This window comes from Aliidongia dinghuensis (genome assembly GCF_014643535.1).
GTDB lineage: Bacteria > Pseudomonadota > Alphaproteobacteria > ATCC43930 > CGMCC-115725 > Aliidongia > Aliidongia dinghuensis.
In genome coordinates, this window is sequence record NZ_BMJQ01000031.1 from 1 (window position 1) to 26,292 (window position 26,292).

At 67.4% G+C, this 26,292-nt stretch carries 21 protein-coding genes; 15 read left to right on the plus strand and 6 right to left on the minus strand.

Annotated elements, in window-relative coordinates; all coding sequences use genetic code 11:
- The 8 genes from IEY58_RS32665 to IEY58_RS32695 form a co-directional block, all read left to right on the plus strand.
- On the plus strand, positions 1 to 314 hold a 314-nt coding region (locus IEY58_RS32665; RefSeq protein ID WP_189052382.1), incomplete at its 5' end, for a MotA/TolQ/ExbB proton channel family protein.
- 32 nt (positions 315 to 346) lie between these two features.
- Complete coding sequence (locus tag IEY58_RS34700) at positions 347 to 472, plus strand: hypothetical protein (protein ID WP_268237604.1); 126 nt, start codon at positions 347 to 349, stop codon at positions 470 to 472.
- 62 nt (positions 473 to 534) lie between these two features.
- Complete coding sequence (locus tag IEY58_RS32670) at positions 535 to 1,212, plus strand: winged helix-turn-helix domain-containing protein (protein ID WP_189052383.1); 678 nt, start codon at positions 535 to 537, stop codon at positions 1,210 to 1,212.
- The gene (locus tag IEY58_RS32675; RefSeq protein ID WP_189052384.1) at positions 1,199 to 2,548 is read left to right on the plus strand and encodes a sensor histidine kinase; all 1,350 of its coding nucleotides are present in this window, start codon (positions 1,199 to 1,201) and stop codon (positions 2,546 to 2,548) included. Before IEY58_RS32670 ends, IEY58_RS32675 begins: the two co-directional genes overlap by 14 nt.
- A gap of 24 nt (positions 2,549 to 2,572) precedes the next feature.
- Positions 2,573 to 5,689, plus strand: a complete 3,117-nt coding sequence (locus IEY58_RS32680) for an efflux RND transporter permease subunit (protein ID WP_189052385.1) — start codon at positions 2,573 to 2,575, stop codon at positions 5,687 to 5,689.
- Positions 5,690 to 5,795: 106 nt separating this feature from the next.
- The gene (locus tag IEY58_RS32685) at positions 5,796 to 7,202 is read left to right on the plus strand and encodes a TolC family protein (protein ID WP_189052386.1); all 1,407 of its coding nucleotides are present in this window, start codon (positions 5,796 to 5,798) and stop codon (positions 7,200 to 7,202) included.
- A 4-nt stretch (positions 7,203 to 7,206) separates the two neighbouring features.
- Positions 7,207 to 8,280: an efflux RND transporter periplasmic adaptor subunit gene (locus IEY58_RS32690; RefSeq protein ID WP_189052387.1), complete on the plus strand. Its 1,074-nt coding sequence runs from the start codon at positions 7,207 to 7,209 to the stop codon at positions 8,278 to 8,280.
- A complete protein-coding gene (locus IEY58_RS32695; protein ID WP_189052388.1) occupies positions 8,277 to 11,342 on the plus strand; it encodes an efflux RND transporter permease subunit in 3,066 nt (1,021 codons plus the stop codon). The genes IEY58_RS32690 and IEY58_RS32695 overlap by 4 nt, the downstream gene beginning before the upstream one ends.
- Positions 11,343 to 11,387: 45 nt before the next feature.
- On the opposite strand, the gene IEY58_RS32700 is transcribed toward IEY58_RS32695, so the two are convergent.
- Together IEY58_RS32700 and IEY58_RS32705 are read right to left on the minus strand one after the other, a co-directional pair.
- Complete coding sequence (locus IEY58_RS32700; protein ID WP_189052389.1) at positions 11,388 to 11,825, minus strand: PAS domain-containing protein; 438 nt, start codon at positions 11,823 to 11,825, stop codon at positions 11,388 to 11,390.
- A 314-nt stretch (positions 11,826 to 12,139) separates the two neighbouring features.
- Complete coding sequence (locus IEY58_RS32705) at positions 12,140 to 13,018, minus strand: LysR family transcriptional regulator (protein WP_189052390.1); 879 nt, start codon at positions 13,016 to 13,018, stop codon at positions 12,140 to 12,142.
- A gap of 81 nt (positions 13,019 to 13,099) precedes the next feature.
- Here IEY58_RS32705 and IEY58_RS32710 point away from each other — a divergent pair, with 81 nt between their 5' ends.
- Positions 13,100 to 14,065: a carbon-nitrogen hydrolase family protein gene (locus IEY58_RS32710; protein ID WP_189052391.1), complete on the plus strand. Its 966-nt coding sequence runs from the start codon at positions 13,100 to 13,102 to the stop codon at positions 14,063 to 14,065.
- A gap of 150 nt (positions 14,066 to 14,215) precedes the next feature.
- Here the strand turns inward: IEY58_RS32710 and betA are convergent, their stop codons facing one another.
- Both betA and betB read right to left on the minus strand, forming a co-directional pair.
- The gene (gene betA, locus IEY58_RS32715) at positions 14,216 to 15,913 is read right to left on the minus strand and encodes a choline dehydrogenase (protein ID WP_189052392.1); all 1,698 of its coding nucleotides are present in this window, start codon (positions 15,911 to 15,913) and stop codon (positions 14,216 to 14,218) included.
- Positions 15,900 to 17,963 carry a betaine-aldehyde dehydrogenase gene (betB, locus tag IEY58_RS32720; protein WP_229744137.1) on the minus strand — a complete coding sequence of 688 codons (2,064 nt, stop codon included), beginning with the start codon at positions 17,961 to 17,963 and terminating at the stop codon, positions 15,900 to 15,902. Before betB ends, betA begins: the two co-directional genes overlap by 14 nt.
- 311 nt (positions 17,964 to 18,274) lie before the next feature.
- On the opposite strand from betB, the gene IEY58_RS32725 reads away from it, so the two are divergent.
- The 4 genes from IEY58_RS32725 (at position 18,275) to IEY58_RS32740 (ending at position 22,268) form a co-directional block, all read left to right on the plus strand.
- Positions 18,275 to 19,399 carry an ABC transporter substrate-binding protein gene (locus tag IEY58_RS32725; protein WP_189052394.1) on the plus strand — a complete coding sequence of 375 codons (1,125 nt, stop codon included), beginning with the start codon at positions 18,275 to 18,277 and terminating at the stop codon, positions 19,397 to 19,399.
- Positions 19,400 to 19,502: 103 nt separating this feature from the next.
- Positions 19,503 to 20,411, plus strand: a complete 909-nt coding sequence (locus IEY58_RS32730; RefSeq protein ID WP_189052395.1) for an ABC transporter permease — start codon at positions 19,503 to 19,505, stop codon at positions 20,409 to 20,411.
- Positions 20,408 to 21,193 carry an ABC transporter permease gene (locus IEY58_RS32735; protein ID WP_189052396.1) on the plus strand — a complete coding sequence of 262 codons (786 nt, stop codon included), beginning with the start codon at positions 20,408 to 20,410 and terminating at the stop codon, positions 21,191 to 21,193. The genes IEY58_RS32730 and IEY58_RS32735 overlap by 4 nt, the downstream gene beginning before the upstream one ends.
- Before the next feature lie 13 nt (positions 21,194 to 21,206).
- The gene (locus IEY58_RS32740) at positions 21,207 to 22,268 is read left to right on the plus strand and encodes an ABC transporter ATP-binding protein (protein ID WP_189052397.1); all 1,062 of its coding nucleotides are present in this window, start codon (positions 21,207 to 21,209) and stop codon (positions 22,266 to 22,268) included.
- A 23-nt stretch (positions 22,269 to 22,291) separates the two neighbouring features.
- Here the strand turns inward: IEY58_RS32740 and IEY58_RS32745 are convergent, their stop codons facing one another.
- A complete protein-coding gene (locus IEY58_RS32745) occupies positions 22,292 to 22,453 on the minus strand; it encodes a transposase domain-containing protein (RefSeq protein ID WP_407648471.1) in 162 nt (53 codons plus the stop codon).
- A 61-nt stretch (positions 22,454 to 22,514) separates the two neighbouring features.
- Between IEY58_RS32745 and ppa the strand changes: the two genes are divergently transcribed.
- Both ppa and IEY58_RS32755 read left to right on the plus strand, forming a co-directional pair.
- Positions 22,515 to 23,045 carry an inorganic diphosphatase gene (ppa, locus tag IEY58_RS32750; protein ID WP_189052398.1) on the plus strand — a complete coding sequence of 177 codons (531 nt, stop codon included), beginning with the start codon at positions 22,515 to 22,517 and terminating at the stop codon, positions 23,043 to 23,045.
- Between the two features lie 594 nt (positions 23,046 to 23,639).
- Positions 23,640 to 24,911, plus strand: coding sequence for an MFS transporter (locus IEY58_RS32755; RefSeq protein ID WP_189052399.1), 1,272 nt, complete (start codon positions 23,640 to 23,642; stop codon positions 24,909 to 24,911).
- 187 nt (positions 24,912 to 25,098) lie between these two features.
- Here the strand turns inward: IEY58_RS32755 and IEY58_RS32760 are convergent, their stop codons facing one another.
- Positions 25,099 to 26,223, minus strand: coding sequence for an FAD binding domain-containing protein (locus IEY58_RS32760; protein ID WP_189052400.1), 1,125 nt, complete (start codon positions 26,221 to 26,223; stop codon positions 25,099 to 25,101).
- Between the last annotated feature and the right edge of the window lie 69 nt (positions 26,224 to 26,292).

Genomic DNA, 26,292 nt, shown 5'->3' on the forward strand with positions numbered 1-26,292 from the left:
CGCTCAACCGGCACCTGTGGCTGCTCGACACGATCGTGACCGCCGCCCCGCTCTTGGGCTTGCTCGGCACCATCCTCGGCATCATCGACACGTTCACGGCGCTTGCCCAGTCCGGCATCTCCGACCCGTCGGGCGTCAGCGCCGGCATCGGCACGGCGCTGTTCGCAACCGCGCTCGGCATCTCGGTCGCGGTCTACGGCCTCGTCTTCCACAATGCCTTCCACGAGCGCGTGCATCGCATCGGCGACGACATCAAGATCCTGCTGATCCGCGCCGGCACGCACGAGGCCTCGACCGCCCTCGCCGCGGCCTGAGCGCGAACGCCGGCTTCGGGGGAAGGAGCGGCATGACGAAGCGCGCAAAAGCCTACAGCCTTGCCGGTGTCCTGCTGCCGGCGGGGCTCGTCGAGGCGCCGCAAACATTACCAAAAGCCAATCTTCCGGCCTTAGAATGGCAAGGAAATCGCTGCTAGTCTCCGCCTTGATGCCGGTCGCAGCTCTCCCGTGCGCGACCGGCTTGGCGGTGGAGGAACGGGTGAAGATCCTGTTGATCGAAGACGATCGGGAGACGGCCGACTACGTGACCCAGGGCCTGAGCGAGGAAGGCCACAATGTCACGATCGCCGCGGATGGCCGCGACGGCCTGTTCCGCGCCGCCGGCGAGAGCTGGGACCTGCTGATCGTCGATCGCATGCTGCCCGGCCTCGACGGGCTGTCGCTGGTCAAGACGCTGCGCGGCGGCCAGGTGACGACGCCGATTCTGTTCCTGACGACGCTGGGCGGCATCGACGACCGGGTGAGCGGCCTCAACGCCGGCGGGGACGACTATCTGATCAAGCCCTTCGCCTTCGCCGAGCTGGTGGCGCGGGTGGCGGCCCTCGGCCGCCGGCCGCCGGCGCCGGTCGCCCAGACGACGATCCGCGTCGGCGACCTCGAGATCGACCTGCTCTCCCGGATCGTGCGGCGCGGCGGCGAGGAGATCACGGTGCAGCCGCGCGAGTTCCGGCTGCTCGAATATCTGATGCGCCACGCCGGCCAGGTCGTGACGCGGACGATGCTGCTTGAGAATGTCTGGGATTTCCATTTCGACCCCAGGACCAACATCGTCGAGACCCATATCAGCCGGCTGCGCGGCAAGGTCGACAAGGGCTTCGATGCGGAACTGATCCATACGGTGCGCGGCGCCGGGTATTGCCTCCGTGCGCCCGCCTAGGCTCTTTCGCACCACCAGCTTCCGGCTGACCCTGATCTACGCGACGGTGTTCACAGCGTCGGTCGTCGTGCTGTTCGCCGTCATCTATTGGTCGACCGCCGGCTTCATGGCCCGCCAGATGGACGTGTCGGTCGATGCTGAGCTCACCGCCCTCCTGGACGGCCAGCCGGCCAAGGGGCTCGACCATCTCCGCCAGGAGGTCGACGAGCGGATCCGGCAGGCGCCGACCGGGTTCTTCTATCTGCTGCAGAACGCCAAGGGCGAAGTGCTGGCGACCAACCTGCCGCGCCGCGCCGTAGCGCTGCATCATGTCAACGCGCCGAGGCCCAAGCTGTTCGAGGACGGCACGGAGGCCCACGGGTTCCATGGCCGCGGCGTGGTTACGACCGACAACGCCTATCTCTTCGTCGCGAACGACAATTTCCAGCTCGAGGAGATGCAGGAACTCGTCGCCCGCGCCTTCGCCCTGGCTCTCGTCCTGACGCTGGTCCTGGCCTTGGGCGGCGGTGCGCTGATGAGTGCTGGCCTGTTGCGCCGGGTCGAAGCGGTGAGCCGGGCCAGCCGGGAGATCGTCGACGGCGATCTCGAACGCCGCATGCCGGTCGCCGGCACGGACGACGAGTTCGATCATCTCGCCGCGAGCCTCAACACGATGCTCGACCGGATCCAGGGGCTGATGGAAGGGCTGCGCCAGGTGTCGAACGACATCGCCCACGACCTGCGCACGCCGCTCACCCGGCTTCGCCACCGGCTCGAGCTCGCCCGGCGCCGGGAGGGGACGGTCGAGGGCCTGAACACCGCGCTCGACGGTGCCATCCAGCAGGTCGACGACATCCTCGACACGTTCGGAGCGCTCCTGCGCATCGCCCAGATCGAGGGCGGCGCGCGGCGCGGCACCTTCGCGAGCGTCGACCTGAGCGAGCTCGTACAGGGCCTGGCCGAAACCTACCAGCCGGTCGCCGAGGAGAAGGGGCAGCGGCTCGAGCACACGGTCACGGACGATCTCCGTGTCCGCGGCGATCGCGAGCTCATCGTCCAGATGCTGGCGAACCTGATCGAGAACGCGATCCGCCATGCGCCGGCGCGCGCAACGATCCAGGTGACAGCGCGGCGCACGAACGGTCGGCCGGAGATCGTGGTCGCGGACGACGGGCCGGGCATCCCGGCCGTGTTCCGCGACCGGGTGTTCCAGCGCTTCTTCCGCCTGGAGGAGAGCCGCACGACGCCCGGCAGCGGGCTCGGGCTCAGCCTCGTCGCGGCCGTGGCGGCACTCCATCAGATCGAGATCGAGCTCGGCGACAACCGGCCCGGCCTCGTCGTCACGCTGCGTTTTTGAGCGCGCGACCATGAGCCGGTCCCGATGAACATCCCCGCCTTCTTCATCCGGCGTCCGATCCCGACCGGCCTCCTGATGGTCGCGATCCTGGCCTTGGGCGTCGTCGGCTACAGCCTGCTGCCGATCGCGACGCTGCCGCAGGTCGATTTCCCGACCATCCAGGTGTCGGCCGCATTGCCGGGTGCCAGCGCCGAGACCATGGCCTCCTCGGTCGCGGCCCCGCTCGAGCGTGCGCTCGCCCAATTGCCCGGCGTCCTGCAGCTGACCTCGTCGAGCACGCTCGGGAAGACGTCGATCAACATCCAGTTCGCGCTCGACCGCCAGATCGACGGCGCCGCGCAGGACGTGCAGACGGCGATCAACAGTGCCGAAGGCGATCTGCCAAAGAACCTGCCGAGCCCGCCGACCTACCACAAATCGAACCCGGCGATCTTTCCCATTCTGTCGCTGATGCTGACCTCGCCGTCGCTGCCGATCGAGCGGGTCGACGCCTATGCCGACGACTACCTGATCCCGCAGCTGGCCCGTATCGAAGGCGTCGGGCTCGTCGACATGAACGGCGAGCAGAAGCCGGCGATCCGCATCCAGGTCCGGCCGGCAACGCTCTCGGGCCTCGGCCTCACGCTCGAGGACGTGCGCAGCGCCATCGCCCAGGCGACGGTGGACGGGCCCAAGGGATTGTTCGACGGCGACAGCCAGTCGACAGCCATCGCCGCGAACGACCAGCTGACCGACATCGCCGGGTTCCGCAACCTCGTCATCGCCCATCACGCCGGGCGCGCGGTGCAGCTCAAGGACGTGGCGGACGTCCTCCACGGGGCCGAGGACGTCCGGAACCGCGGCTGGTTCAATCGCGACCGGGCGATCATGGTCGATGTCCACCAGCAGCCCGGCTACAACGTCGCCGCCACGGTCGATCGGGTGAAGGCGGCGCTGCCGATCATCCTCAAGACGCTGCCGCCGTCGATCAAGGCGACCGTGTTCGGCGACCGCACCCAGACGATCCGCGCGACGGTCGCAGATGTCGAGCGGACGCTGATCCTCTCGGTGCTGCTGGTCGTGGCCGTGGTCTACGCCTTCCTGCGGGAATGGCGTGCCACGCTGATCCCGAGCCTCGCCATCCCGCTGGCGCTCGTCGGCACCTTCGGCGTCATGGAGCTCCTCGGCTACAGCCTCGACAATTTCTCGCTGATGGGCCTCGCCATCGCCGTGGGATTCGTCGTCGACGACGCGATCGTCGTGGTCGAGAACACGGCGCGGCATCTTGCGATGGGCAAGGGCGCGCGACAGGCGGCGATCGACGGCGCCGGCGAGGTCGCCTTCACCATCCTGTCGATCACCGTCTCGCTCGTCGCGGTCTTCATCCCGATCCTGTTCATGGGCGGCATCGTCGGGCGCATCTTCCGCGAGTTCGCGGTGACGGTCAGCGTTGCCGTGCTGATCTCGGGCGTCGTGTCGGTCACCCTGTCGCCGATGCTGTGCGCCCATCTGCTCCGGCGCAACGCTGCGGCACGCGACGAGTACGAGACGGCGCGCGGCTTCGCCCGGCTGACGCCGTTCTACGCGCGCAGCCTGCGCTGGGCGCTGCGCCACCCGGGAACGATGCTGCTCGTCACCATGGCGACGCTTGCCGTGACCGTGACGCTCTATGCCGTCACGGCCAAGGGCTTCATCCCGGAACAGGACACGAGCCAGCTTGCCGGCGTCACAGAGGCCGCACCGGACATCTCGAGCGCCGCCATGGCGGAAAAGCAGCAGGAGATCGCGCGCATCGTTCTCAAGGACCCGGACGTGGTCGAGCTGTTTTCGTCCCTGGGATCGAACGGGCTCAATACCGGCCGCATGACCATCAACCTGCGCCCGGTCGGTGAGCGGCGGGCCGATGCGCAAACGATCATCCAGCGCCTGCGCCGGGCGGTGGCCCCCGTTGCAGGGGCGGCGCTGTTCCTGCAGCAGCGCCAGGACATCCAGGTCGGCGCGCGGCCGAGCAAGACGCAATATCAATACACGATCGAGGACCCGAACGTCGGCGAGCTGTTCCATTGGGCGCCGATCCTGACCGACGCGCTCCGCACGCTGCCTGAGCTGACCGGCGTGACGAGCGATCTGCAGGCCCAGGGGCCGCAGACCAACCTCGCGATCGACCGCACGACGGCGGCGCGCCTCGGCGTCACGGTCCAGCAGATCGACGATGTGCTCTACGATGCGTTCGGCCAGCGCCAGGTCGCGACGATCTTCTCGCAGCTCGACCAGACGAAGGTCGTGCTCGAGCTGGAGCCGCGCTGGCAGCGCGACCAGGAGACGCTCGCGTCCCTCTATGTCCGTTCGAGCGAAACGGGCGGGCTGGTGCCGCTCAACACCTTCGTCTCGCTCGGCCAGAGCCTGGCGCCGCTCAGCATCAACCATCAGGACCAGACCCCGGCGGTCACGCTCTCCTTCAATCTCGCGCCGGGTGTCGCGCTCGGCGAGGCGGTGAGCGCGGTCGAGGCGGCCCGCCAGCGCATCCAACTGCCCGATACGATCATGGGCGGCTTCCAGGGCACGGCGCAGGCGTTCAAGGCGTCGCTCTCGAGCCAGCCCTACCTCATCCTGGCGGCGATCCTGGCGATCTATCTGGTGCTGGGCATGCTCTATCAGAGCCTGCTGCATCCGATCACCATTCTGTCGACCCTGCCGTCGGCGGGCTTGGGCGCGCTGCTGGCGCTCGGTGCCACCGGATTCGAACTTTCGGTGGTCGGCGTGATCGGCATCCTGCTGCTGATCGGCATCGTCAAGAAGAACGGCATCATGATGGTCGATTTCGCGCTCGAGGCGGAGCGTGGCCAGGGACTGCCCGCAGCCGTCGCGATCTACGACGCCGCCATCCTGCGCTTCCGGCCGATCATGATGACGACCATGGCGGCGCTGCTGGGCGCCGTGCCGCTGGCGCTCGGACGCGGGGCAGGCGCCGAGCTGCAGCGGCCGCTCGGCATCGCGATCGTCGGCGGCCTTGTCGTCTCGCAAGTGCTCACACTCTACACCACGCCGGTCGTCTATGTGGCGCTCGACCGGCTGGCGCAGGCGCTACACGCCCGCCGCGGCAAGGCCGTAGCGCCTCAAGGATCCACGCCTCAAGGATCGGCGTCCCGGTCCGCCGACTAGCAACCTCGTCGCTCCGCGAAGGTTACCAAAAGCCAATCTTCGGGCCATCGCACTGCAACATGGAGAGTGCCATGGTCCAACCCGTCTCCAGCAACGAAGGGTCGCCATGTCTCGGACTTTCCGGCGGGCGCGCCGGGCGGCTCAGTTCCTGTCGTCCTGCGCCCTGCTAGCCGCCTGCGAGAGCTATCAGTCGCTGCCGCTGCCGGCAGCACCGCATCTCGCTGGCGATCCGGCGAGCCTCCGGCACGATCTGCCGCCAGATTGGCCGGCGGGTGCGGCGGTGGCGCTCGACCCGACCCAGCCGCTCGACGCGGCCGGCTTCGCGATCCTGGCGCTCGAGAACAACCCGGACCTGATCGCTGCCCGCAACGACCGCGGCGTCGCCGAGGCTCAGGTGCTGCAGGCCGGCCTGCTGCCCAACCCGCAGCTCAGCGGAAACTACACGCCGCTGCTGACCGGCCCCGCACGTTTCGATGCCTGGACCGCCGGCTTCACCGAGGACATCAAGGCGCTCGTAACGCTCTCGGCGCAGCGCAAGGCGGCACGCCTGGACGCGCGCAAGGTCGACGCCGACCTGCTGTGGCAGGAATGGCAGGTGATCGGCAAGGCGCGCCTGCTGTTCGTCGATTCGGTCGAGCAGCAGAAACTCCACGAGGTGCTGATGGAGAATCGCGCCCTGTTCGCGGCCCGCGCCGAGCGCAGCCGGAAGGCGCTCGCCGCTGGCGACATCGACCTGGCGACGGCGGCACCGGACCTGACCGCGCTCGGCGATCTCGACAAGCAGATCCACGATCTGGACCGGCAGATGCTGACCCGTCAGCATGACATCGACGCGCTGCTCGGCCTTGTCCCCGATGTGGCGCTGAAATTCGTCGATCATGTCGACCTGCCGCCGATCGACCCGGCGGCGGCCGAACACGACCTCGCGAACCTGCCCCGCCATCGCCCCGACCTTATCGCGCTGCAGCTCGCCTATGGCGCCGAGGAGGAGAAGGTGCGCGGTGCGGTGCTGGCGCAGTTCCCGGCGTTGCTGCTCGGCGGCACCGGCGGCAGCGACACGAGCCACGTGGGCACATTCGGACCGCAGATCACGCTCGATCTGCCGATCTTCAACCATAACCAAGGCAATATCGCGATCGAGCGCGCGACGCGCCAGAAGCTGCACGACGAGTACAAGAGCCGGATCGATGCGGCCTCGGGCGAAGTGACCGCGATGCTGCGCGAGCAGGCGCTGCTCGCCCACCAGATCGCAACGGTGCGCGAGGATCTTTCACGGGCGACGGAGATCGCGGACCGCGGCGATCGCGCGTTCCGCGCCGGCAATATCGACGAACGCGGCTATGTCGATCTGCAGATCGTCCGGCTCGGCAAAGAGCAGGAACTCGTCGGTCTCGAACAGTCAGAGCTCGAACAACAGGTCGCCATTGCGACGCTGACCGGAGCCGGCACGCCGGCCATCGACCTGCCAACGTCGGAAATGGCGCCGCCGGAAGTGGCGGCGGCCACGGAGTGATCCCATGAAGATGCCTCTCCTGCTGCTGGCGGCCGCCCTTGCGGCGCCGCTGCCCAACGTGACCAAAGCGGCCCTCGCTGACGACGCGCCGGCGAGCGTGCTGGTCTCGACCGTGCCGGTCAAACAGGGCAGCGTCGCGGAAACGATCGTCGCCTACGGCGTCGTCGGGCCGGCGCCGGACGGCACGGCCAACATCAGCCTGCTGCGCGCCGGCCAGGTGCTGAAGCTGCGCGTCGCGCCGGGCGAGACGATCCGCAAGGGCGACCCGCTCGTCGATTTCGGCGCCGATCCGGCGACGATCGCGACCTATGACCAGGCGGTCTCGGCACTCGCCGCCGCCAAGGACGATCGCACGCGGACCGCTGAGCTGCTGGCCCAGCAGCTCGCAACGCGCGCCCAGCTCACCCAAGCCGACAAGGCGGTCGCCGATGCGCGGAGCGCGCTCGACGCGCTCGACCGTTCGGGCGGCGGCAAACCGGTCGAGACGATCGCGGCACCGTTCGACGGGGTCGTCCTGTCGATCGCGGTCGGGCCCGGCGATCGGATCCAGCCCTCCGCCCCGCTGATGCAGCTGGCCCGCGCCGACGCCTTCGTCGTCTCCGCCGGCATCGAGCCGGCGCAGCGAGCCATGGTTGCGGCGGGAGCAGCGGTCCACCTGGCCGCGCTCGACGGCAAGGCGCCGGCGCTCGAGGGCACGATCGCGTCCGTCGCGGGCATGATCGACCCGAAGACGCGCCTCGTCGATGCGCAGATCCACCTGTCTCCTGCGACGGTGCAGGCCGCCCTGCCGGGCGCCGGCTACCGGGCGACGATCGAGACCGGCCAGCTCAAGGGCTGGATCGCGCCGCGCGAGGCGGTGCTGCTCGACGGCGGCGCCCATGTCTTCCAGGTCGCGGGCGGCAAGGCCAAGACCGTGCCGGTCAGGATCGTGGGCGAAGTGGGCGACATGAGCGTGCTGGACGGGCCGCTCGAGCCCGGCGCTCCGCTGGTCGTCAGCGGCAATTACCAGCTGAGCGACGGCGCGGCCGTGCGCGAGCAAAGCGCCGTGGCGGAGCAAGGGACGGACCGGAAACTATGACGCTCACCGCCTGGATCGAGCACCATCGCCGCTCGATCATTTTCGTCGTCCTGGCGCTGGCGCTGGCCGGCGGCATCTCCGCCGTGTCGCTGCCGGTCGGGCTGTTCCCGCAGATCACCTTCCCGCGCGCCGTCGTCACGGTCGACGCCGGCGACCGGCCGGCCGACCAGATGGCGCTCGTCGTGACCCAGCCGGTCGAGCAGGCCGTGCGCCGGGTGCCGGGCGTGCGCCACATCCGCTCGACCTCGAGCCGCGGCTCGGCCGAGATCTCGCTCGATTTCGACTGGGGCGTCGACATGGTCGCGACGACCCTGCAGATCGATGCGGCCGTGGCCCAAGTCCTGCCGAGCCTGCCGCCCGGAACGTCCTACGACGTCCGGCGGATGGACCCGACGACCTTCCCGATCATCGCCTATGGCTTGACGTCCGACCGCGTTTCGCCGACGGCGCTGCGCGATCTCGCGCAATACCGTATCGTGCCGCTCCTGTCGGCCATCCCGGGCGTGGCGCGGGTCGACGTGCTGGGCGGCGCACAGCAGGAGGTCCAGGTGGCGGTCGACCCGCATCGGCTCGACCTCGACGGGCTGGCGCTCGGCGACGTGACCGCGGCGCTGGGTGCTGCGAACGTGCTCAATGCCGTCGGCCGCATCGAGGACCATCACAAGCTCTATCTGGTGGTGACCGACGAGACGCTGCACCAGCTCGACCAGATTCGCTCGGTCGTGCTCAAGTCGGGCCCGGCCGGCGTCATCCGGGTCGGCGACGTGGCGACGGTCACGGATGCGACCACGCCCGCCTGGACGAAGGTCGACGAGGACGGCAAGTCGGCCGTGCTGTTCCAGGTCTATCAGCAGCCGGACGGCAACAGCGTCCAGATCGCCAAGGACGTGCGCCAGAAGCTCGCCGGCTTCCGGATGCCGGCCGGCATCCAGCTCGCCAACTGGTACGACCAGAGCGTGCTGGTGACGCAATCGGCCGGCAGCGTGCGCGACGCGATCTTCATCGGCCTGGGCCTCGCCGCGGTCGTGCTGTTCGTGTTCCTGCGCAACTGGCGCACCACCCTCGTCGCAATGCTCGTGGTGCCAGCGACGCTCGCCTCGACCGTGCTCGTGCTGAGCCTGATCGGCCAGAGCTTCAACATCATGACGCTGGGCGGCATCGCGGCCGCGGTCGGCCTCGTCATCGACGACGTGATCGTGATGATCGAGCATATCGCGCGGCGCGCCGGCACCGGCGCGGGCGAGGCGGCGGTGCTGCCGGCCGGCCGGGAGTTCCTGCGCCCGCTTACCGGCTCCAGCCTCGCGACGCTCATCGTATTCTTCCCGTTGGGTTTCCTCACCGGCGTCACCGGCGCCTTCTTCAAGGCGTTGTCGGTGACGATGGCATCGGCGCTCGTCATCTCCTATCTGCTGACCGCCTTCGCCGTGCCGGTGCTGGCGCGCCACATCATCGACTTCACCCGCTGGCACGATCCGGCGCACGGGCGTGAGCCCTGGCTCGAACGCCAGCATCGCCGGCTGCTGCAGCGGATCTTCGCCGCCCCCTGGCTGATCGCCGCAGCCGTCGTGCCGCTGCTGGCCTTGGGCTGGGTCGCCTATGGCCATGTCGGCACCGGCTTCATGCCGGCGATGGACGAGGGCGGCTTCGTGCTTGACTATCGCACGCTGCCCGGCACTTCGTTGACCGAGACCGATCGCGAGCTGCACCAGGTGGAGGCGATCCTAAGGGCGACGCCCGAGGTCGACACGTTCTCGCGCCGGACCGGCCTCGGCCTCGGCGGCGGCCTCAACGAGGCGAACCAGGGCGATTTCTTCGTGCGGCTGAAGCCGCCGCCCCGGCGCGGCAGCGACGAGGTGATGGCCGACATCCGCCAGCGCGTCGAAGCCCAGGTGCCCGGCGTGCAGGTCGAGCTGGCGCAGCTCATGGAGGATCTGATCGGTGACCTGACGGCGGTGCCGCAGCCGATCGAGATTCAGCTGTTCGCAAGCGATCCCGCGACGCTGATCCCGGCGGCGAAGACGGTCGCCACCGCGATCGGCAAGGTCGACGGCGTCGTCGACATCAAGGACGGCGTGACGCTCGCGGGCGACGCGCTCACCATCCAGGTCGACCCGGTCAAGGCGGCACTCGAAGGGACCGATCCCGCCCAGGTCTCAAGCCAGCTCGACGCTTATCTCAACGGCACGGTCGCAACCAACCTGCCGACCGCCGTCAAGCAGGTCGGCGTGCGCGTCATCCTGCCGGCCGGCGAGCGCCGGCGCGACGGCGATCTCGCTCAATTGCCAATTCGCGCGCCGGACGGCCACCTGTTCCCGCTCGAGCGGGTGGCGACGATCGCGACCGATCCCGGCCAGCCGGAGATCACGCGCGACGATCTGCAGCGCATGGTGGCAGTGACGGCGCGCATCGAGAACCGCGACCTCGGCTCGACCATCCAGGACGTCCGCCAGGCGCTCGACCGGCCCGGCGCCCTGCCGGCGGGGGTGAGCTATACGCTGGGCGGGCTGTACGAGCAGCAGCAGATCGCCTTCGCCGGTCTCTTGAAAGTATTCGGCGCGGCGCTCGTGGCCGAGCTGATCCTGCTCTTGTTCATCTACGAGCGCGTGGTTCTGCCGGTCATCATCATCGGCACTTCGCTGCTGTCGACCACGGCCGTGTTCACAGCGCTCTGGCTCACCGGCATCGAGCTCAACATCACAGCGATGATGGGCATGACCATGATCATCGGCATCGCGACCGAGATGGCGATCTTCTACGTCTCGGAATATCGCGAGCTGACGCAGGAGATGCCGCCGCGCCAAGCGCTGCTCGAGGCGAGCCGCAATCGCCTCCGGCCGATCGCCATGACGACGCTCGCGGCGATCCTGACGCTGATGCCGCTGGCGCTCGGGCTCGGCGAGGGCTCGGCCATGCAGCAACCGCTGGCGGTCGCCATCATCGCCGGCCTGATCCTGCAGTTCCCGATGGTGCTGCTGGTCATGCCGGTGCTGATCTCGCTTACGAACCGGACCGGCCCGGCCTCAGGCGGGACGGTTGCGGCCAGCCCGGCCCCGGCAGAATGATCGCAGGCCCTTGTCGGCGTCGCCGATACGGCGATGTCTGCGGGGTCAGCCGCCCTGCTTCAGCGCGGCCAACTCGCGCCGCAGCGCACGAAGCTCCTCGAACCGTGCCGTCGCGTCGCGCAAGAACGCGGCGATGCCGAGAAGTGTCCCGGCATCGCCGTGAAGCGGCAGGATCGTGAACTCGATCGAGATCTGCCGCCCGTCCTTATGGAGCGCCGGCACCGCCAGGACGGCGCCGCTGCCATAGCGGCTTTGGGCGCCGCCCATGACCTTGTCGTAGCCTTCCCAATGCCGGCTGCGCAGGCGTTCGGGGATGATCAAATCGAGCGACGCGCCAATCGCCTCGCCTTCGGCAAAGCCGAAGATGCGCGTGGCGGCCGCATTCCAGTAGCGGATGACACCCGCTGCATCCGCATAAATCACCGCATCGGGGCCATCGGCGATGAGCCGTTCGAAAAACTGAGGCGCGCCTTCTATGCTCATCGGATCTGCTCCGTGCGGTGGTCACTTCGCCGCGGGCATTCCATCATGCTCCGGGGAACCATCTCCGCCCTCGACAAGAGCGGTGGGCGAACCAACGGCTTGCGGGTTCACGCCGGGCCGGCGGGCAAGTTCGGTGCCGAGGTCCACCGCCCCGCGCATACCCCGCTCGTTTCGGTCGCCGGCATTGCCTGCGTAGATCGTCACACCCATCACCAGCAGCGTCGCACTTTGAGCTGCCGTTTTCCACCTCGTGGCGGATGCGCTCCGCAGCGTTTCAGCGTTCGCGGGCAGCAAAGCTGCTGTCTGCCCATTGCTCAGCCGTTCCGGGCGCCCGGCAGAAGCGAGAGGAAAGCGTGGGCCGCTGGCCCCAGGTCGGCCGGCGTCTTGGCGACGGCGGCGATCTGGCGCGGCAGGGCGGGTGACAGGCGGCGAACGGTCAGCGCGCTCATGTCGTCGGGCAAGGCCAGTTCCGGCATGATCGTGAGGCCCAGCCCCTCGCGCACCATGGCGGCGAGCGTACCGTTGTCGCGCACCATGAAGGCAATCTCGGGCTGGCTGCCGGCGGCTTCCAGCAAGTCCTGGATCATGGTCTCGCAGCCGCCGCCCGACAGGATCATTTTCTCCCCATCCAGCAGGTCGAGGCTGATCTCGTTCCGGGACGAAAGCGGATGGCCCGCCGGCAGCAGCACCACGTACTCGTCCTCGGCCACAGTCCGGGCCACGAGGTCCGGATGGGGTGCGCTGGTCAGGCCCACATCGACCGCGCCCGCCAGCACCCAGCCGCAGACCTCCGGGTCGGTGCCTTCATGGAGCGTCACCGCCACTTTGGGATAGCGTGCCCGGAACGGCTTCAGCCAGCCCGGCAGCAGGCGGATGGTGGCACTCTGCACAGCGCCGATGCGAAGACGCGTGCCGGCCAGGTCCGCGTTGCCGACGCAGACCGCGCGCAGACGGTCGATGGCGGCCAAGGCCGCCTTGGCCTCGGCGAGCGCTGCCTCGCCGGCCTCGGTCAGGGTGACGCCGTCGCGCTGGCGATGGAACAGGCCGACGCCCAGCGCCTGCTCCAGGCCGGCGATGGCCTGGCTCACGGCCGATTGGGTCAGCGGCAAGCGACGGGTTGCCGCCGTGAAGCCGCCGCTTTCCGCCACTTCCTGGAAGCAGCGCAGTTGGGTCAGGGTGACATTAGGAATCACGATGGCGAAGATTATAACGATTAATTTGTCTTATCGCGAGGCCTGCCGCCATGCTCCGGGCAATTGGAACAGGAGCAGCACATGTCCCAGGCTGAAAATCCCGATCTCTTGACCGTCGGCCTGGCCCAGATCGCGCCCATCTGGCTCGACCGGGCCCGCACGCTGGAGAAGATCATCGCCTACACCGACCAGGCGGCGGCGCGCGGCTGCCAGCTGGTTGCCTTCGGTGAAACCGTGCTGCCGGGCTATCCCTATTGGGTCGAGCGGACCGACGGGGCTCGCTTCAATTCGCCAGTCCAGAAGGACATCCATGCCCATTACCTGGACCAGGCGGTGGATATCGAAGCGGGCCATCTGGCGCCGCTGCAGGCGCGGGCGCGGCAGCACGGGATCACGATGATGGTCGGCTGTGCCGAACGTGCGGCAGATCGCGGCGGGCACAGCGTCTATTGCTCGCTGGTCCGGATCGGCCCGGATGGCGCTGTCCAGAATGTCCATCGCAAGCTGATGCCGACCTATGAGGAGCGGCTGACCTGGGCACCCGGCGACGGGCATGGGCTGAAGACCCAGCCGATCAGGCGCTTCACCCTGGGCGGGCTCAATTGCTGGGAAAACTGGATGCCGCTGTCGCGCGCGGCCCTCTATGCCCAGGGCGAGGATCTCCATGTCGCCGTCTGGCCGGGCGGACTGCACAACACCCATGACACGACCCGCTTCATCGCCAAGGAGATGCGCGGCTATGTGCTGGCCGTCTCGGGCGTGATGCGGCCAGGCGACGTGCCTGCCGACGCGCCTCACCGCGACCTCATGGTCCGGGACGAAAGCCCCCTCTGGTCCAATGGCGGCTCGGCGATCGCGGCCCCGGACGGGTCCTGGGTGGTGGAACCGCTTGTGGGCGAGGAAGGGTTGCTGGTCGCCACCCTCGACCATCGCGAGGTCCGGCGCGAGCGGCAGAATTTCGACCCGGCCGGCCATTATGCGCGACCGGACGTGACGCGCCTCGTGGTCGACCGGCGCCGGCAGGCGCTCGCCAGCTTCGACGATTAGCGCGCTGTGCGATTACAGAATACTTGAGTGGCTGGGACTGCCCATCGGCCCGTGGCGACCACACGGTCTAGACGGCAAGTGGTCCCGGCTGGATCATGAGGCCGCGATCGGGCTTCCGTTCGACGGATCGGCCTCGGATGAAGGAGGGCGTCAGCGCTGTGCCGTTGCCCAATCCGGCGCCTCGTAATGGTCTGCGGTCGAGGCGTCGAGCAGCGGCTTGCCGAGGATGTGGTCGGCGGCCTTTTCGGCCAGCATGATCGTCGGCGCGTTCAGATTGCCGGTCGTGACCGACGGCATGATCGAGCTGTCGACCACACGCACCCCCGCGACGCCGATCACCCGCGTCTCGGCGTCGACCACGGCCATCGGGTCGTCCGCTCGGCCCATCTTGCAGGTGCAGGACGGATGATAGGCGCTTTCGACTTTCTGCCGGATGAAATCGTCGATCTGTTCGTCGCTCACGACGTCGGCGCCGGGCTGGATCTCCCGGCCGCGATAGGGGGCGAAGGCAGCCTGCGCGAAGATCTCGCGCGTCAGCCGCACGCAGGCGCGCATCTCGGTCCAGTCGTCCTCGTGGCTCATATAGTTGAACCGGATCGTCGGGTGTTCGTGCGGGTCGCGCGAGGCGAGCCGGACCCAGCCGCGGCTCTTCGAGCGCATCGGCCCGACATGGGCCTGGAAACCATGTTCCGACGCCAGCCCGCTGCCGTCGTAGCCGACAGCGAGCGGCAGGAAATGATACTGGATGTCGGGATAGCGGATGCCGGGGCGCGAGCGAATGAAGCCGCCGCTCTCGAAATGGTTGGTGGCACCGAGCCCCGTTCGCGTCAGCAGCCACCGAGCGCCGACGAGGCCGCGGCCGATGAGGCCCGACTGGCCGTAGAGCGTCACCGGCCGGGTGCAGGCGACCTGAAAATAGAATTCGAGATGGTCCTGCAAATTCTCGCCGACGCCCGGCCGGTCCTGCACCACCGGAATGCCGAGGGCGCGGAGCTCCGCGGCCGGTCCGATGCCCGACAGTTTCAGCAATTGCGGCGAATTGATCGGGCCGCCGGCCAAGATCACCTCGCGCCGAGCCCGCACCTCGTGCAGCGTTCCATCCCGCTCATAGCGCACGCCGATCGCGCGGCTGCCGTCGAAGATCAGGCCGGTCGCGAGCGCGTGGGTGACGAGGGTCAGGTTCGGCCGCTTCAACGCCGGCTTCAGATAGGCGTTGGCGGCCGACCAGCGCACGCCGTCCTTCACTGTCATATCCATGGCGCCGAAGCCTTCCTGGCGTGCGCCATTCATATCATCGGTCGCGCCATAGCCGGCCTCGATCGCGGCCTCGACGAAGACGCGGTAGAGCGGGTTCGCGAGCCGGCCGGTACGCGTCGCCAGCGGCCCGGCGTCGCCGCGCCAGGCATTGCCGCCCGTCCGCCGCGCCTCGGCCCGGCGGAAATAGGGCAGTACCTGGCGATAACCCCAGCCGGCAGCACCTTCCGCCTCCCAGCGCTCGTAATCGAGCGGGTTGCCGCGGACATAGACCAGGCCGTTGATCGACGAGGAGCCGCCGATGACCTTGCCGCGCGGACAGTTGAGACGGCGGCCGCCCAGATGCGGCTCCGGCTCGGTCTCGTACTGCCAATTGTAGCGCGCCATGTTCATGGGATAGGACAGCGCCGCCGGCATCTGAATATAGATCGAGCGGTCGGACCCGCCGTGTTCCAGCACCAGCACCGTGTGGCGGCCGTCCTCGGTCAGCCGGCTGGCCAGCACCGAGCCGGCCGAGCCCGCGCCGACGATAATATAGTCGGCGCTGTCGATATCGCGGGCTTTCGCGATCGACCTTGGCTCAATAAGGAGCATCGATCGGACCGAGATTGACGTAGACGCTCTTCATCTGGCTATAAGCCTCGATCGCCGCGCGCGAATTCTCGCGGCCTAGTCCCGATTGCTTGTAGCCGCCGAACGGCAGCTCGACCGGCGTCACATTGTAATGATTGATCCAGCAGGTGCCGGCTTCGAGCCGGGCGATGGTGCGATGCGCGCGCGCCAGGTCGCGGGTGAAGACGCCAGCGGCGAGGCCGAAGCGTGTGTCGTTGGCGCGGGCGACCACCTCGTCCTCATCCTCGAACCCCAGCACCGACATGACCGGGCCGAAGATCTCCTCGCGCACGATCGTCATCTGATCGGTGCAGCCGTCGAAGATCGTCGGTTCCATAAAGGCGCCGCGGCCGAGTGCGCCGTCCGTGATCCGGTGACCGCCGGCCAGCAGCCTGGCCCCCTCGGCCCGGCCGCGCTCGATATAGCCCAGCACCTTTTGCAGATGATCCTCGGAGATGAGCGAACCAACCTGGGTGCGCGGGTCGAGGGGGTCGCCGACCACCAGGCGCCGGGTGCGCTCGACCAGCTTGGCAAGGAAGGGCTCGCGCACCCGATGGTGCACGAAGACGCGCGTACCGTTCGAGCAGATCTCCCCAGCCGAATAGAAATTGCCGATGAGCGCGCCGGACACGGCATCATCGAGATCGGCATCGTCGAACACGATCAAGGGCGACTTGCCGCCGAGCTCGAGCGTGACGCGCTTCAGGCCGGACCCGGCATCGGCCAGCACATGCTTGCCGGTTGCAACCTCGCCGGTCAGCGACAGTTTCGCGATGTCAGGGTGGCGGGTCAGCAGTTGACCGGTCTCGGCAAAGCCCTGAACGACGCTGAAGAGGCCGTCCGGCACACCGGCCTCGACCATGATCTCGGCCAGCTTCACCGCACTGAGGGGTGTCAGTTCCGCCGGCTTGAAAATCATCGCGTTGCCGCAAGCGAGTGCCGGCGCCGCCTTCCAGCAGGCGATCTGTAGCGGGTAGTTCCAGGCGCCGATACCTGCGACCACGCCGAACGGTTCCCGTCGGGTATAGCCGAAGGCGCCGGGTCCGAGATCGACCTGTTCGCCGCTGAGGCCGGCGGCGGCACCGGCGAAATATTCGAAGCAGTCCGCACCGGACAGGATATCGACCGCCGCGGTCTCCTGGATCGGCTTGCCCGTGTCGAGCGTCTCCAGCCGCGCCAACGCGTCATTGCGCTGGCGCAGCAGGTCGGCGACACGGCGCAGCACCCGGCCCCGCTCGGCCCCACTCCGGCTAGCCCAGTGCCGCTGAGCCGCCTGCGCGCGGGTGACGGCGGCATCGATCTCGGCCGCACCGGCGATTTCGACCTCGGCCAGGGTCTCGCCGGTTGCCGGATTGATCGTGGCAAAACGCCCGGCGGGGCGCGGACGTGCCGGGCGTCCAGCCCCAGTTCCAGCCCCAGTTCCAGCCCCCGGGGAGGCCGGTTTGACAGCGGCGAGCTGGCCGTCGACAAAGGCCGAGACGATGGCCCGGGCACTGGCGCTTTCAGCCTGGGCACTGGCCGAAAGCGTCTTTTGCAGCCAGAGTCCGTCGATCAGGGCCGCGGTCGTGACCGCGATCGCATGGGCGTCCCCCGCCGACACGAGCTGCTTTAGCGCATGGCGCAGGTTCGACTGCATGCGGCCCTGGTAGACGGTCTGCACGCGCCGGAAGCGGGCGGAATACAGCACCTGGCCCCAGAAGGCGAGCCAGACGCTGGCCGTCGGCCGGTCGAACTCCTCCGATGCGAGACAGGCATCGATGATCGCCTGCAATCGGGCGCGTGGCGTCCGCGCAGCGGCGAGCTTCTGGGCCGCAAGGCGGCTCAGGCGCCCGGCCAGATGGCGCAGCGTCGCCTCCAGCAGGCCCTCCTTGTCGCCGAAATAGTGCGCGACCAGCCCGGGCGAGACGCCGGCACGGCGGGCAATATCGTGCAGCGTGCAGGCGGCGAAACCGACGTCGGCCAGCGACGCGATCGTGCCCTCGATCAATTGCAGCCGCCGCCCTTCCTCGCCCTCGACCCGTCTCGGACTCACGCCGCCCATCGTTCCATCCTCATCGACCGGCCCGGCATGCTCCGCCCCGGACCGTCCCATTTGACAATGTTAAATGATCGTTCAATCATATTTTTGTCGCCTAGGTTCGGCACACATCCTTGCGTTCGCGCATTTTTGCACGCCGCCGCGTCTTTAGCCAAACGCGACATTCTCTGTCATAAATTGTCCATTGAACGCTTGTACAACGGAGTTCACTGGGAGGCGGAAAGCTCGATTGAGTGACCGTTCAATGACAACCGGCTTGCCGCCGCGACGCTCCGGCAGGGTCGAAATCAGGAGGGGGACAGCATATGACGTCAATTCTCAAGAGCCGGCTGCTGGCGACCGTCGCCGGTGTCGTCGTGTTTGCCGGCGTTGCCCCGGCCTTTGTTGCCCCGGCCTGGGCGGAGCCCTCGGCCGAACTGATCGCCGCCGCCAAGAAGGAAGGCGCGCTGACCGTCATCGCCCTGCCGCACGACTGGTGCGGCTATGGCCCGATGATCGATGCATTCAAGGCGAAGTACGGCATCACGATCAACGAGCTCAACCCGGACGCGGGCTCGGGCGACGAGGTCCAGGCGATCAAGGCGAACAAGGGCAACACGGGCCCGCAGGCACCGGACGTGATCGACGTCGGCCTGTCCTTCGGTCCGACAGCCAAGGCCGAGGGCCTGATACAGCCGTACAAAGTCTCGACCTGGGCCTCTATCCCGGCCTCGGCCAAGGATGCCGACGGCTATTGGACCGGCGACTATTACGGTGTGCTCGCCTTCGAGGTGAATGCCGACATCGTCAAGAAGATCCCCCAGGATTGGAAGGACCTGCTGTCGTCAGACTATGCGAATTCCGTGGCGCTCGCCGGCGATCCGCGTTCGGCCAACCAGGCGATCCAGGGCGTCTATGCCGCCGGTCTCGCATCCGAGGCGCATGACCCGACCAAGGCCGCCGAGGCCGGCCTGAAGTTCTATTCCGAACTCAACAAGAAGGGCAATTTCGTGCCCGTCGTCGGCAAGGCCGCCCCGCTCGCCCAGGGCGCCACGCCGATCGTCGTGCGCTGGGACTATAACGCGTTCGCCGATCGCGACACGCTGAAGGGCAATCCGAAGGTCGAGGTCGTCGTGCCGCATTCGGGCGTCGTCGCCGGCGTCTATGTGCAGGCGATCAGCGCCTTTGCGCCGCATCCGAACGCCGCCAAGCTGTGGCTGGAATATCTCTATTCCGACGAGGGACAGACCGCCTGGCTGCGCGGCTATTGCCACCCGATCCGCTTCAAGGACCTGGTCGAGCACAAGGCGATCCCGGCCGACCTGCTCGCCAAGCTGCCGCCGGCCGCGGCCTATGACAAGGCCGTGTTCCCGACGATCGAGGACCAGGACGCGGCCAAGGCGGTGATCACGAAGAACTGGGACAGCGTCGTCGGCGCCAGCGTCAAGTAGCAGCACGAGGCATATCGTCTGAGCGGAAGTACTTGCCGGCGTCGCCGGCAAGTACTTACCCTTTCGTAGCGGCGGCCGGCGGGTCGCCATCTCGGGGCCATCGATGTCCGTAGTCGCCCAGGACGTAGTCGTGACGAGGGGGAGGCTGTCGCTCGGCAGCCTGCTCTCGCCCGCCATGCTCGGCATCCTGCCCTTCTTCGTGTTCGCCCTCCTGTTCCTGATCCTGCCGACCTGCATCCTGATGGTCGGCGCGTTCCAGGATCAGGCCGGCAACTTCACGCTCGACAATCTCGCCAAGCTGCTGGACCAGCCGCAGCTGCTGGCGTCCTACTGGATCAGCATCAAGGTCAGCCTGGCCTCGGCGATCGGCGGGGCACTGTTCGGCTTCCTCATCGCCTACGCGATCGTGCAGGGCGGGCTCCCGCCCTGGGTTCGGCCGTCGGTGCTGACCTTCTCCGGCGTCGCGTCCAATTTCGCCGGCGTGCCGCTCGCCTTTGCCTTCCTGGCCACCTTCGGCCGGGTCGGCCTGGTGACGGTGCTGCTGCGCGACTGGTTCGGCGTCAACATCTACTCGCACGATATCGGCTTCAATCTGCTGAGCTTCACAGGCCTGACGCTGACATATCTCTATTTCCAGATCCCGCTGATGGTGCTGATCATCGTGCCGGCGCTCGAAGGCCTGAAGCGCGAGTGGCGCGAGGCGTCGCAGATCCTCGGCGGCACGAATTTCCACTATTGGCGCTATGTGGCACTGCCGGTCCTGTGGCCAAGCATCCTGGGTGCCACCCTGCTGCTGTTCGCCAACTCTTTCGGCGCCGTCGCGACCGCCTATGCCCTGACCGGCTCCTCGCTCAATATCGTGACGATCCAGCTATACGCGCAGATCCGCGGCGACGTGCTGCACGATCCCAATCTCGGCTTCGCGCTCGCCTTCGGCATGATCCTCATCACCTGCCTGTCCAACGGCGCCTATATCTGGCTCCGCGGCCGCAGCGAAAGGTGGCTGCGATGAAGCGCTCGACGCTCCTCGGCTGGGTGATCCTCGCGTTCGGCGCCACCTATTTCATTCTGCCGCTGCTGGCGACCTTTGAATTCTCGCTGCGCATGCTGCGCGGGCAATACAGCTTCGAAGCCTATAGCGTCGTGTTCGGCGACGCTCAGTTCCGCGCGACCTTCCTCTATTCCGCCACACTGGCGCTCGTCACCATCGTGCTGGGTGCACTCCTGGTAGTGCCGACCGCCTATCTGGTCCGCCTGCGCCTGCCGCATCTGCGTGGACTGGTCGAATTCGTGACGTTGCTGCCGCTGGTCGTCCCGGCGATCGTCATCGTGTTCGGCTATCTGCGCCTCTATAATTCCTCGTCCTGGCTACCGCTCACCGGTTCTGACGCTGCAACCAACGCCCTGCTCGCCTTCGGCTATGTCACGCTGGCGCTGCCATACATGTACCGGACCGTCGATACCGGCATGCGCGCGATCGACGTCAAGACCCTGACCGAGGCAGCGGAATCGCTCGGCGCCGGCTGGCCGACGATCATGCTGAAGGTGATCCTGCCGAACGTGCGCTCGGCCGTACTCGCCGGCGCTTTCCTGACCTTCGCGATCGTCATCGGCGAATTCACCTTCGCCAGCCTGCTGAACCGCCCTGCGTTCGGCCCCTATCTCCAGCTCATGGGCGCCAACCGGGCCTACGAGCCGTCGGCGCTCGCCATCATCGCCTTCCTGGTTACCTGGGCCTGCATGGGGTTGATCCAGATCTTCGGCCGCAAGCGCGGCGCCATCACCGTTCCTTGAGGGGCGCTCCGCCATGACTTTCCTTGAGATCAACAATATCCAGAAGAGCTTCGGCGACAATGTCGTCGTGCATGACTTCGATTTTGCGGCCCAGCGCGGCGAGTTCGTGTCGCTCTTGGGCCCCTCCGGCTGCGGCAAGACCACGGTGCTGCGCATGGTCGCCGGCTTCGAGCGGCAGACGGCCGGTACCGTCAGCCTGGACGGCAAGGACATCTCGCAACTGCCGGCGAACCAGCGCAACGTCGGCATGGTGTTCCAGGCCTACGCGCTGTTTCCCAACATGACCGTCGCGCAGAATATCGCCTTCGGCCTCAAGATCGCCAAACGCCCGGCCGACGAGATCGCGGTGCGCGTCCGCGAGATGCTCGACCTGATCAAGCTGCCGGCGCTGGGCGACCGCTATCCGTTCCAGCTTTCGGGCGGCCAGCAGCAGCGGGTGGCGCTCGCACGTGCGCTCGCAGTCAGGCCCAAGATGCTGCTGCTCGACGAGCCCCTGTCGGCGCTCGATGCCAAGATCCGTGTGGCGCTGCGCGACGAGATCCGGTCGGTCCAGCGCGAACTCGGCATCACCACCCTGTTCGTCACCCACGACCAGGAGGAGGCGCTGTCGATCTCGGACCGTATCGTCGTGATGAGCGCGGGTCGGATCGAGCAGATCGGCACGCCTTTCGAGATCTACAACCGGCCGCGCACGCGTTTTGTCGCCTCCTTCGTCGGCGTGCTCAATCTGCTGGAGGGCCGGATCACCGATCCCGCGTCGGGCCGGATCGAGGTCGACGGCCGCGAGCTGGTCGTGGCTGGCGGCTTTCCCAAGGGCCAGACCGGCGATGCCGCGACACTGGCGCTCCGGCCCGAGGCGATCACGATCGGCTCCGGCGGCGAGGGTGCCAATCATCTCGACGGCCATGTCGAGGAAGTCGGTTTCCAGGGCTCGGTCGTGCGCATCCGCGTGCGCTGCAACGACCGGATGATCTCGCTCGACAGCTTCAACAGCCGCGCCGCCCCGCCTCCGGAGCGTGGCACGCCGGTCACCCTGTCCTTCTCGCACGACGTCCAGGTGCTGGAGCCAGCGTGATTCGGCCATTAGCGCTGCCGGACCTACGCGCCAGGGGTCCCATGACAGAGCCCCTGTTGCACCCAAGGCAGGAGTTCGTCGATCCGGCGGATCGGGTGTCCTTCAGCGATCTTGGCGAGCGTTTCGCGTAGATAAGCCTCGGAGTCGAGGTCGTTGCGCGCTTGCTTGCCGGGTAGTACAGGGATTGCGCCCCCTTCGGAAGCCGGCCCGGCCTTCTGAAAAGACTACAACGACAGGAGACGTCCCATGCGCCTCGACGCCATTCCCATCGGCGACAATCCCCCGGAAGATATCAACGTCGTCGTTGAGGTCGCGATTGGCGGCGAGCCCATAAAATACGAAATGAACAAGGCGGCGGGGACATTGTTCGTCGACCGGTTCCTGTACACGCCAATGCGTTACCCAGGGAACTATGGATTCGTTCCGCATACGCTGTCGCTGGATGGTGACCCGATCGACGTGCTGGTCGCCAACACACGGCCAATCGTGCCCGGTGCCGTCATCAACGTCAGCCCCGTCGGCGTCTTGAAGATGGAGGATGATGGCGGCGGCGACGAGAAGATCATCGCGGTTCCGTCTCCCACGCTGACGAAACGCTACCTGAAGATTTCGAACTACACCGATCTGCCGGAGATCACGCTCGAGCAAATCTGGCACTTCTTCGAGCATTACAAGGATCTCGAGGAAGGCAAATGGGTCAAGGTCGCCGGGTGGGGTGATGCGGCGGAGGCTCGACAATTGATCAGCGAGGCGATCGAAAGGGCGAAACGTTCTTGAAGTCCAGCGGGATTTTCGCCCGGACCTGCCATCGCGAATATCGATCGTTTTTCGTCTGACCCGATCGTGCCTGGAGATCCCGTCGAGATCGCAAGATGCTGGCCCGAAGGCATTGTCACACAGGGCATTGTCGCCCGCTGGGGCAAGGTAATGCCGGCTCAGACCGCCAAGGCGTGGGACGTTCACCCATCGCGCCGTGAACGAATCCAGGCGATGAACATCCAGGCGATGAACACGGCGGACCATGCGGCGGCGTTCGGAGCCACGTTACGCCCATGACCGCTTTCGAGGCTTCTTTGACCTCACACTTGCCTCGGCTGGCCGGTGACCTACATGGACAACCTGCTGCGCAGAAGCGCTTGAGTTGATACCAGCCCAAGGATCGACCGATGCCTTCGAGATGACGGGCACATCGCCGGGAGTGCCCGTTCACCTCGAAATCGCGCGCCGGAAAATCCGGTCTGGTGCTGCGGACCCTCGCCATTGAACTGAAGCGTGGGCACCGCTCGACGAGCCGGTTCTGCGACGAACGGCAGCGACAGCTGCCGACGTCCGGGCCGACGGCCTCCTTTCTGTCACGGGTGGGGTGATCGAATGCCCAAGGACCCTATCGCTTCCGCGACTCTGCTGAGCTCGTCGGCGGCACCGCCCGGGCGCGTCGGCGCGCGCGCCTTCGTCATCGCCTGGGTCATCGCGCTGCTGTTCTATGTGCTGGAATATGCCGCGCGCTCTTCGCCGGCGGTGATGATCCCGCAGCTCTCGACCGCCTTCGGCGAGACGGCGCTTGGCGTGAGCGCCATCCTGGGCACCTATTACTATACGTATTCGCTGGCCAGCCTGGTGGCCGGCGTGGCGCTCGACCGGGCTGGCGCCAAATATGCGGTCGCCCTCGGCTGTGCGGTGCTGGGCGCCGGCTGTCTGCTCTTCGCCGTGTCGAGCCCGGTCGCGGGCTATGCCGGCAGGCTGCTGCAAGGGGCCGGCTCGGCCTTCGCCTTTACCGGCGCGGTCTATCTGGCGTCACGCGGCTTCTCGCCGCGCTCGCTCGCCACGGCGATCGGCGTCACGCAGTGCCTCGGCATGCTGGGCGGCTCGGCCGGACAGTTCGTGGTCGGACCGTTGCTCGGTGGCGGCATCGCCTGGTCGGGCGTCTGGATCTTCTTCGGCATTGTCGGCGCGATCCTGGCGGCGGCGTTGTTCCTGATCACGCCGGGCAACCAGGCCGGCGCCCCGCCTGCGGGCAATCTGCTCAAGCCTTATGGGATCGTGCTAAGCAACCCGCAATCCTATCTCTGCGGCCTGATCGCCGGGCTGCTGTTCACGCCGACCACGATCGGCGACATGACCTGGGGCGTCGCCTTCTTCCAGAAGGATGCGGGCCTGGATTTCCGGCACGCGGTGACCGTCATCTCGATGGTGCCGCTCGGCTGGGTCGTGGGCTGCCCGTTGCTGGGCTGGCTCGCCGATCGGTTCGGGCTGCGCAAGCCGGCGCTGATCGGAGGCGCCGTGGTGATGCTGGTGATGGTGGCGCAGATCGCGCTGCTGCCGCAGCTCCTGCCGCCGCTGATCGGCATGTTCCTGTTCGGCGTCGCTTCGGGTGCGGCGATGATCCCTTACACGATCATCAAGGAAGCCAATCCCGACGAGGTGAAGGGCAGTGCCACCGGCGCCCAGAACTTCCTGGTGTTCGGCATCTCGGCCCTGCTCGGGCCGGTGTTCGGCGACCTGCTCGGCCGGACCTTGGAGACGGCACCGAACCATCTCGCGCATTTCCGCGCGGCCGGCATCTTCTGGATGGCGACCATTCTCGTCGCGATCGTCGCCAGCTTCTTCCTACGCGAAACCGGCCACCGGCAAGGCAAGCCCTGAAACCATTCTCTGCTGGGGATTCGACATGTCGAAAACTGCAGCCCAGTTCCTGGCTTAGGCGCTCGAAGCCGCCGGCGTGAAGCGAATCTACGGCGCAGTCGATCGTTGTTTTCCTCGAGCGGGCGGCGTTCCGTCCTCCCGCGGCAAGCGTCCTGCGCCCTCGCCTTCAACTCTGTGGGCTACCGGATCAACGCCCCAGCAGTCGTGCGCCGAGTTCCCGGCCATAGGCTGCGAGCGACTGGCCGATCGGGTGGCGCTCGGCGTGATAGGCCTGCAGCGCCTCCGTAACGGGCAAGGCACGCAGTGCCCGTTGCAGCGCGAGCGCATCACCGGCCGCCTTGGCGGCGCCGCGGCCGGTATGGGGCCGGACCGTAAAAGCCGCATCGCCCAGGAGCGCCACGCGTCCCCGCACCATCGCGGGCGTTTCATAATCGAAAATCGCCTGCACGAACGGCCGCGGTTCGGCCGCGACGACGGAGGCGAACGCGGGCGGCAGCAGTTTGCCCGCCTGCTCGACCAGGTCGCGGTGCGCGTCGTCGGAAACGGCACCCGGCGGCAACGAATAGGGATGGGCGGCACCCTCCGCATCCGTCAAAACGGCACGCCGTCCCGCCTCGCCGGGCGCTGGCCGGTACCAGACCCAATTGTAGCGTCGCGCGCCCGTGACGACCTCGCCGTTCGGCCCGTCGACCAGAAAGCCGATGATGTGGGATCCGGGCATCGGATAGTAGGCCAGATAGCCTAGTAGAGAACCCGAGACCGTGAGGTCGAGAAGCCGTTCCGGAAACAGCCCTCGCCATGCGACATAGCCCGCATAGAGGCTCGCCGATCCTGTGCCGTTTACGGCCGTCCTGACGGTCGAGCCGACGCCGTCGGCGCCGATCACGAGATCGGCCCAATCGTCCTCGAGCCCGTTGAACGCGAGATAGGCCCGATCCGCGTCCTCAGTCACGGCTCTGACCTCGGCGCCCAGCTGATAGGCGCCGTCGGGCAGTTGCTCCCGGAAGAATTGATAGAGGTGGTTCCACGAGATCTCCATCGACGGCTTGCCATTGCGCTCGACGATGTTGCCCGTTCGATCAAGCGTGATCCCTTCCCTGGCGGCGATGCCGACGTTCGCGACGTGCTCGCACCCCGTAGCGCGCAGCAGCGCGAACAGCTCCGGCCGGCCGAGCAGGCCCGCTCCGCGTCCGCCCAGCCCATGCATCGACCGCTCGTAGATCTTGACGTCATGCCCATCACGGCCGAGGAGCGCCGCGGCGAAGAGCCCGCCAAGCGAACCACCGACAATCCGGATCCGCAGCCGATCCATCCTCGGACTCCTCCCAATCCTCCAGCGAAGAAGACGCACGGCTAGGGCGTACACCGCGCGCCTGAGGTT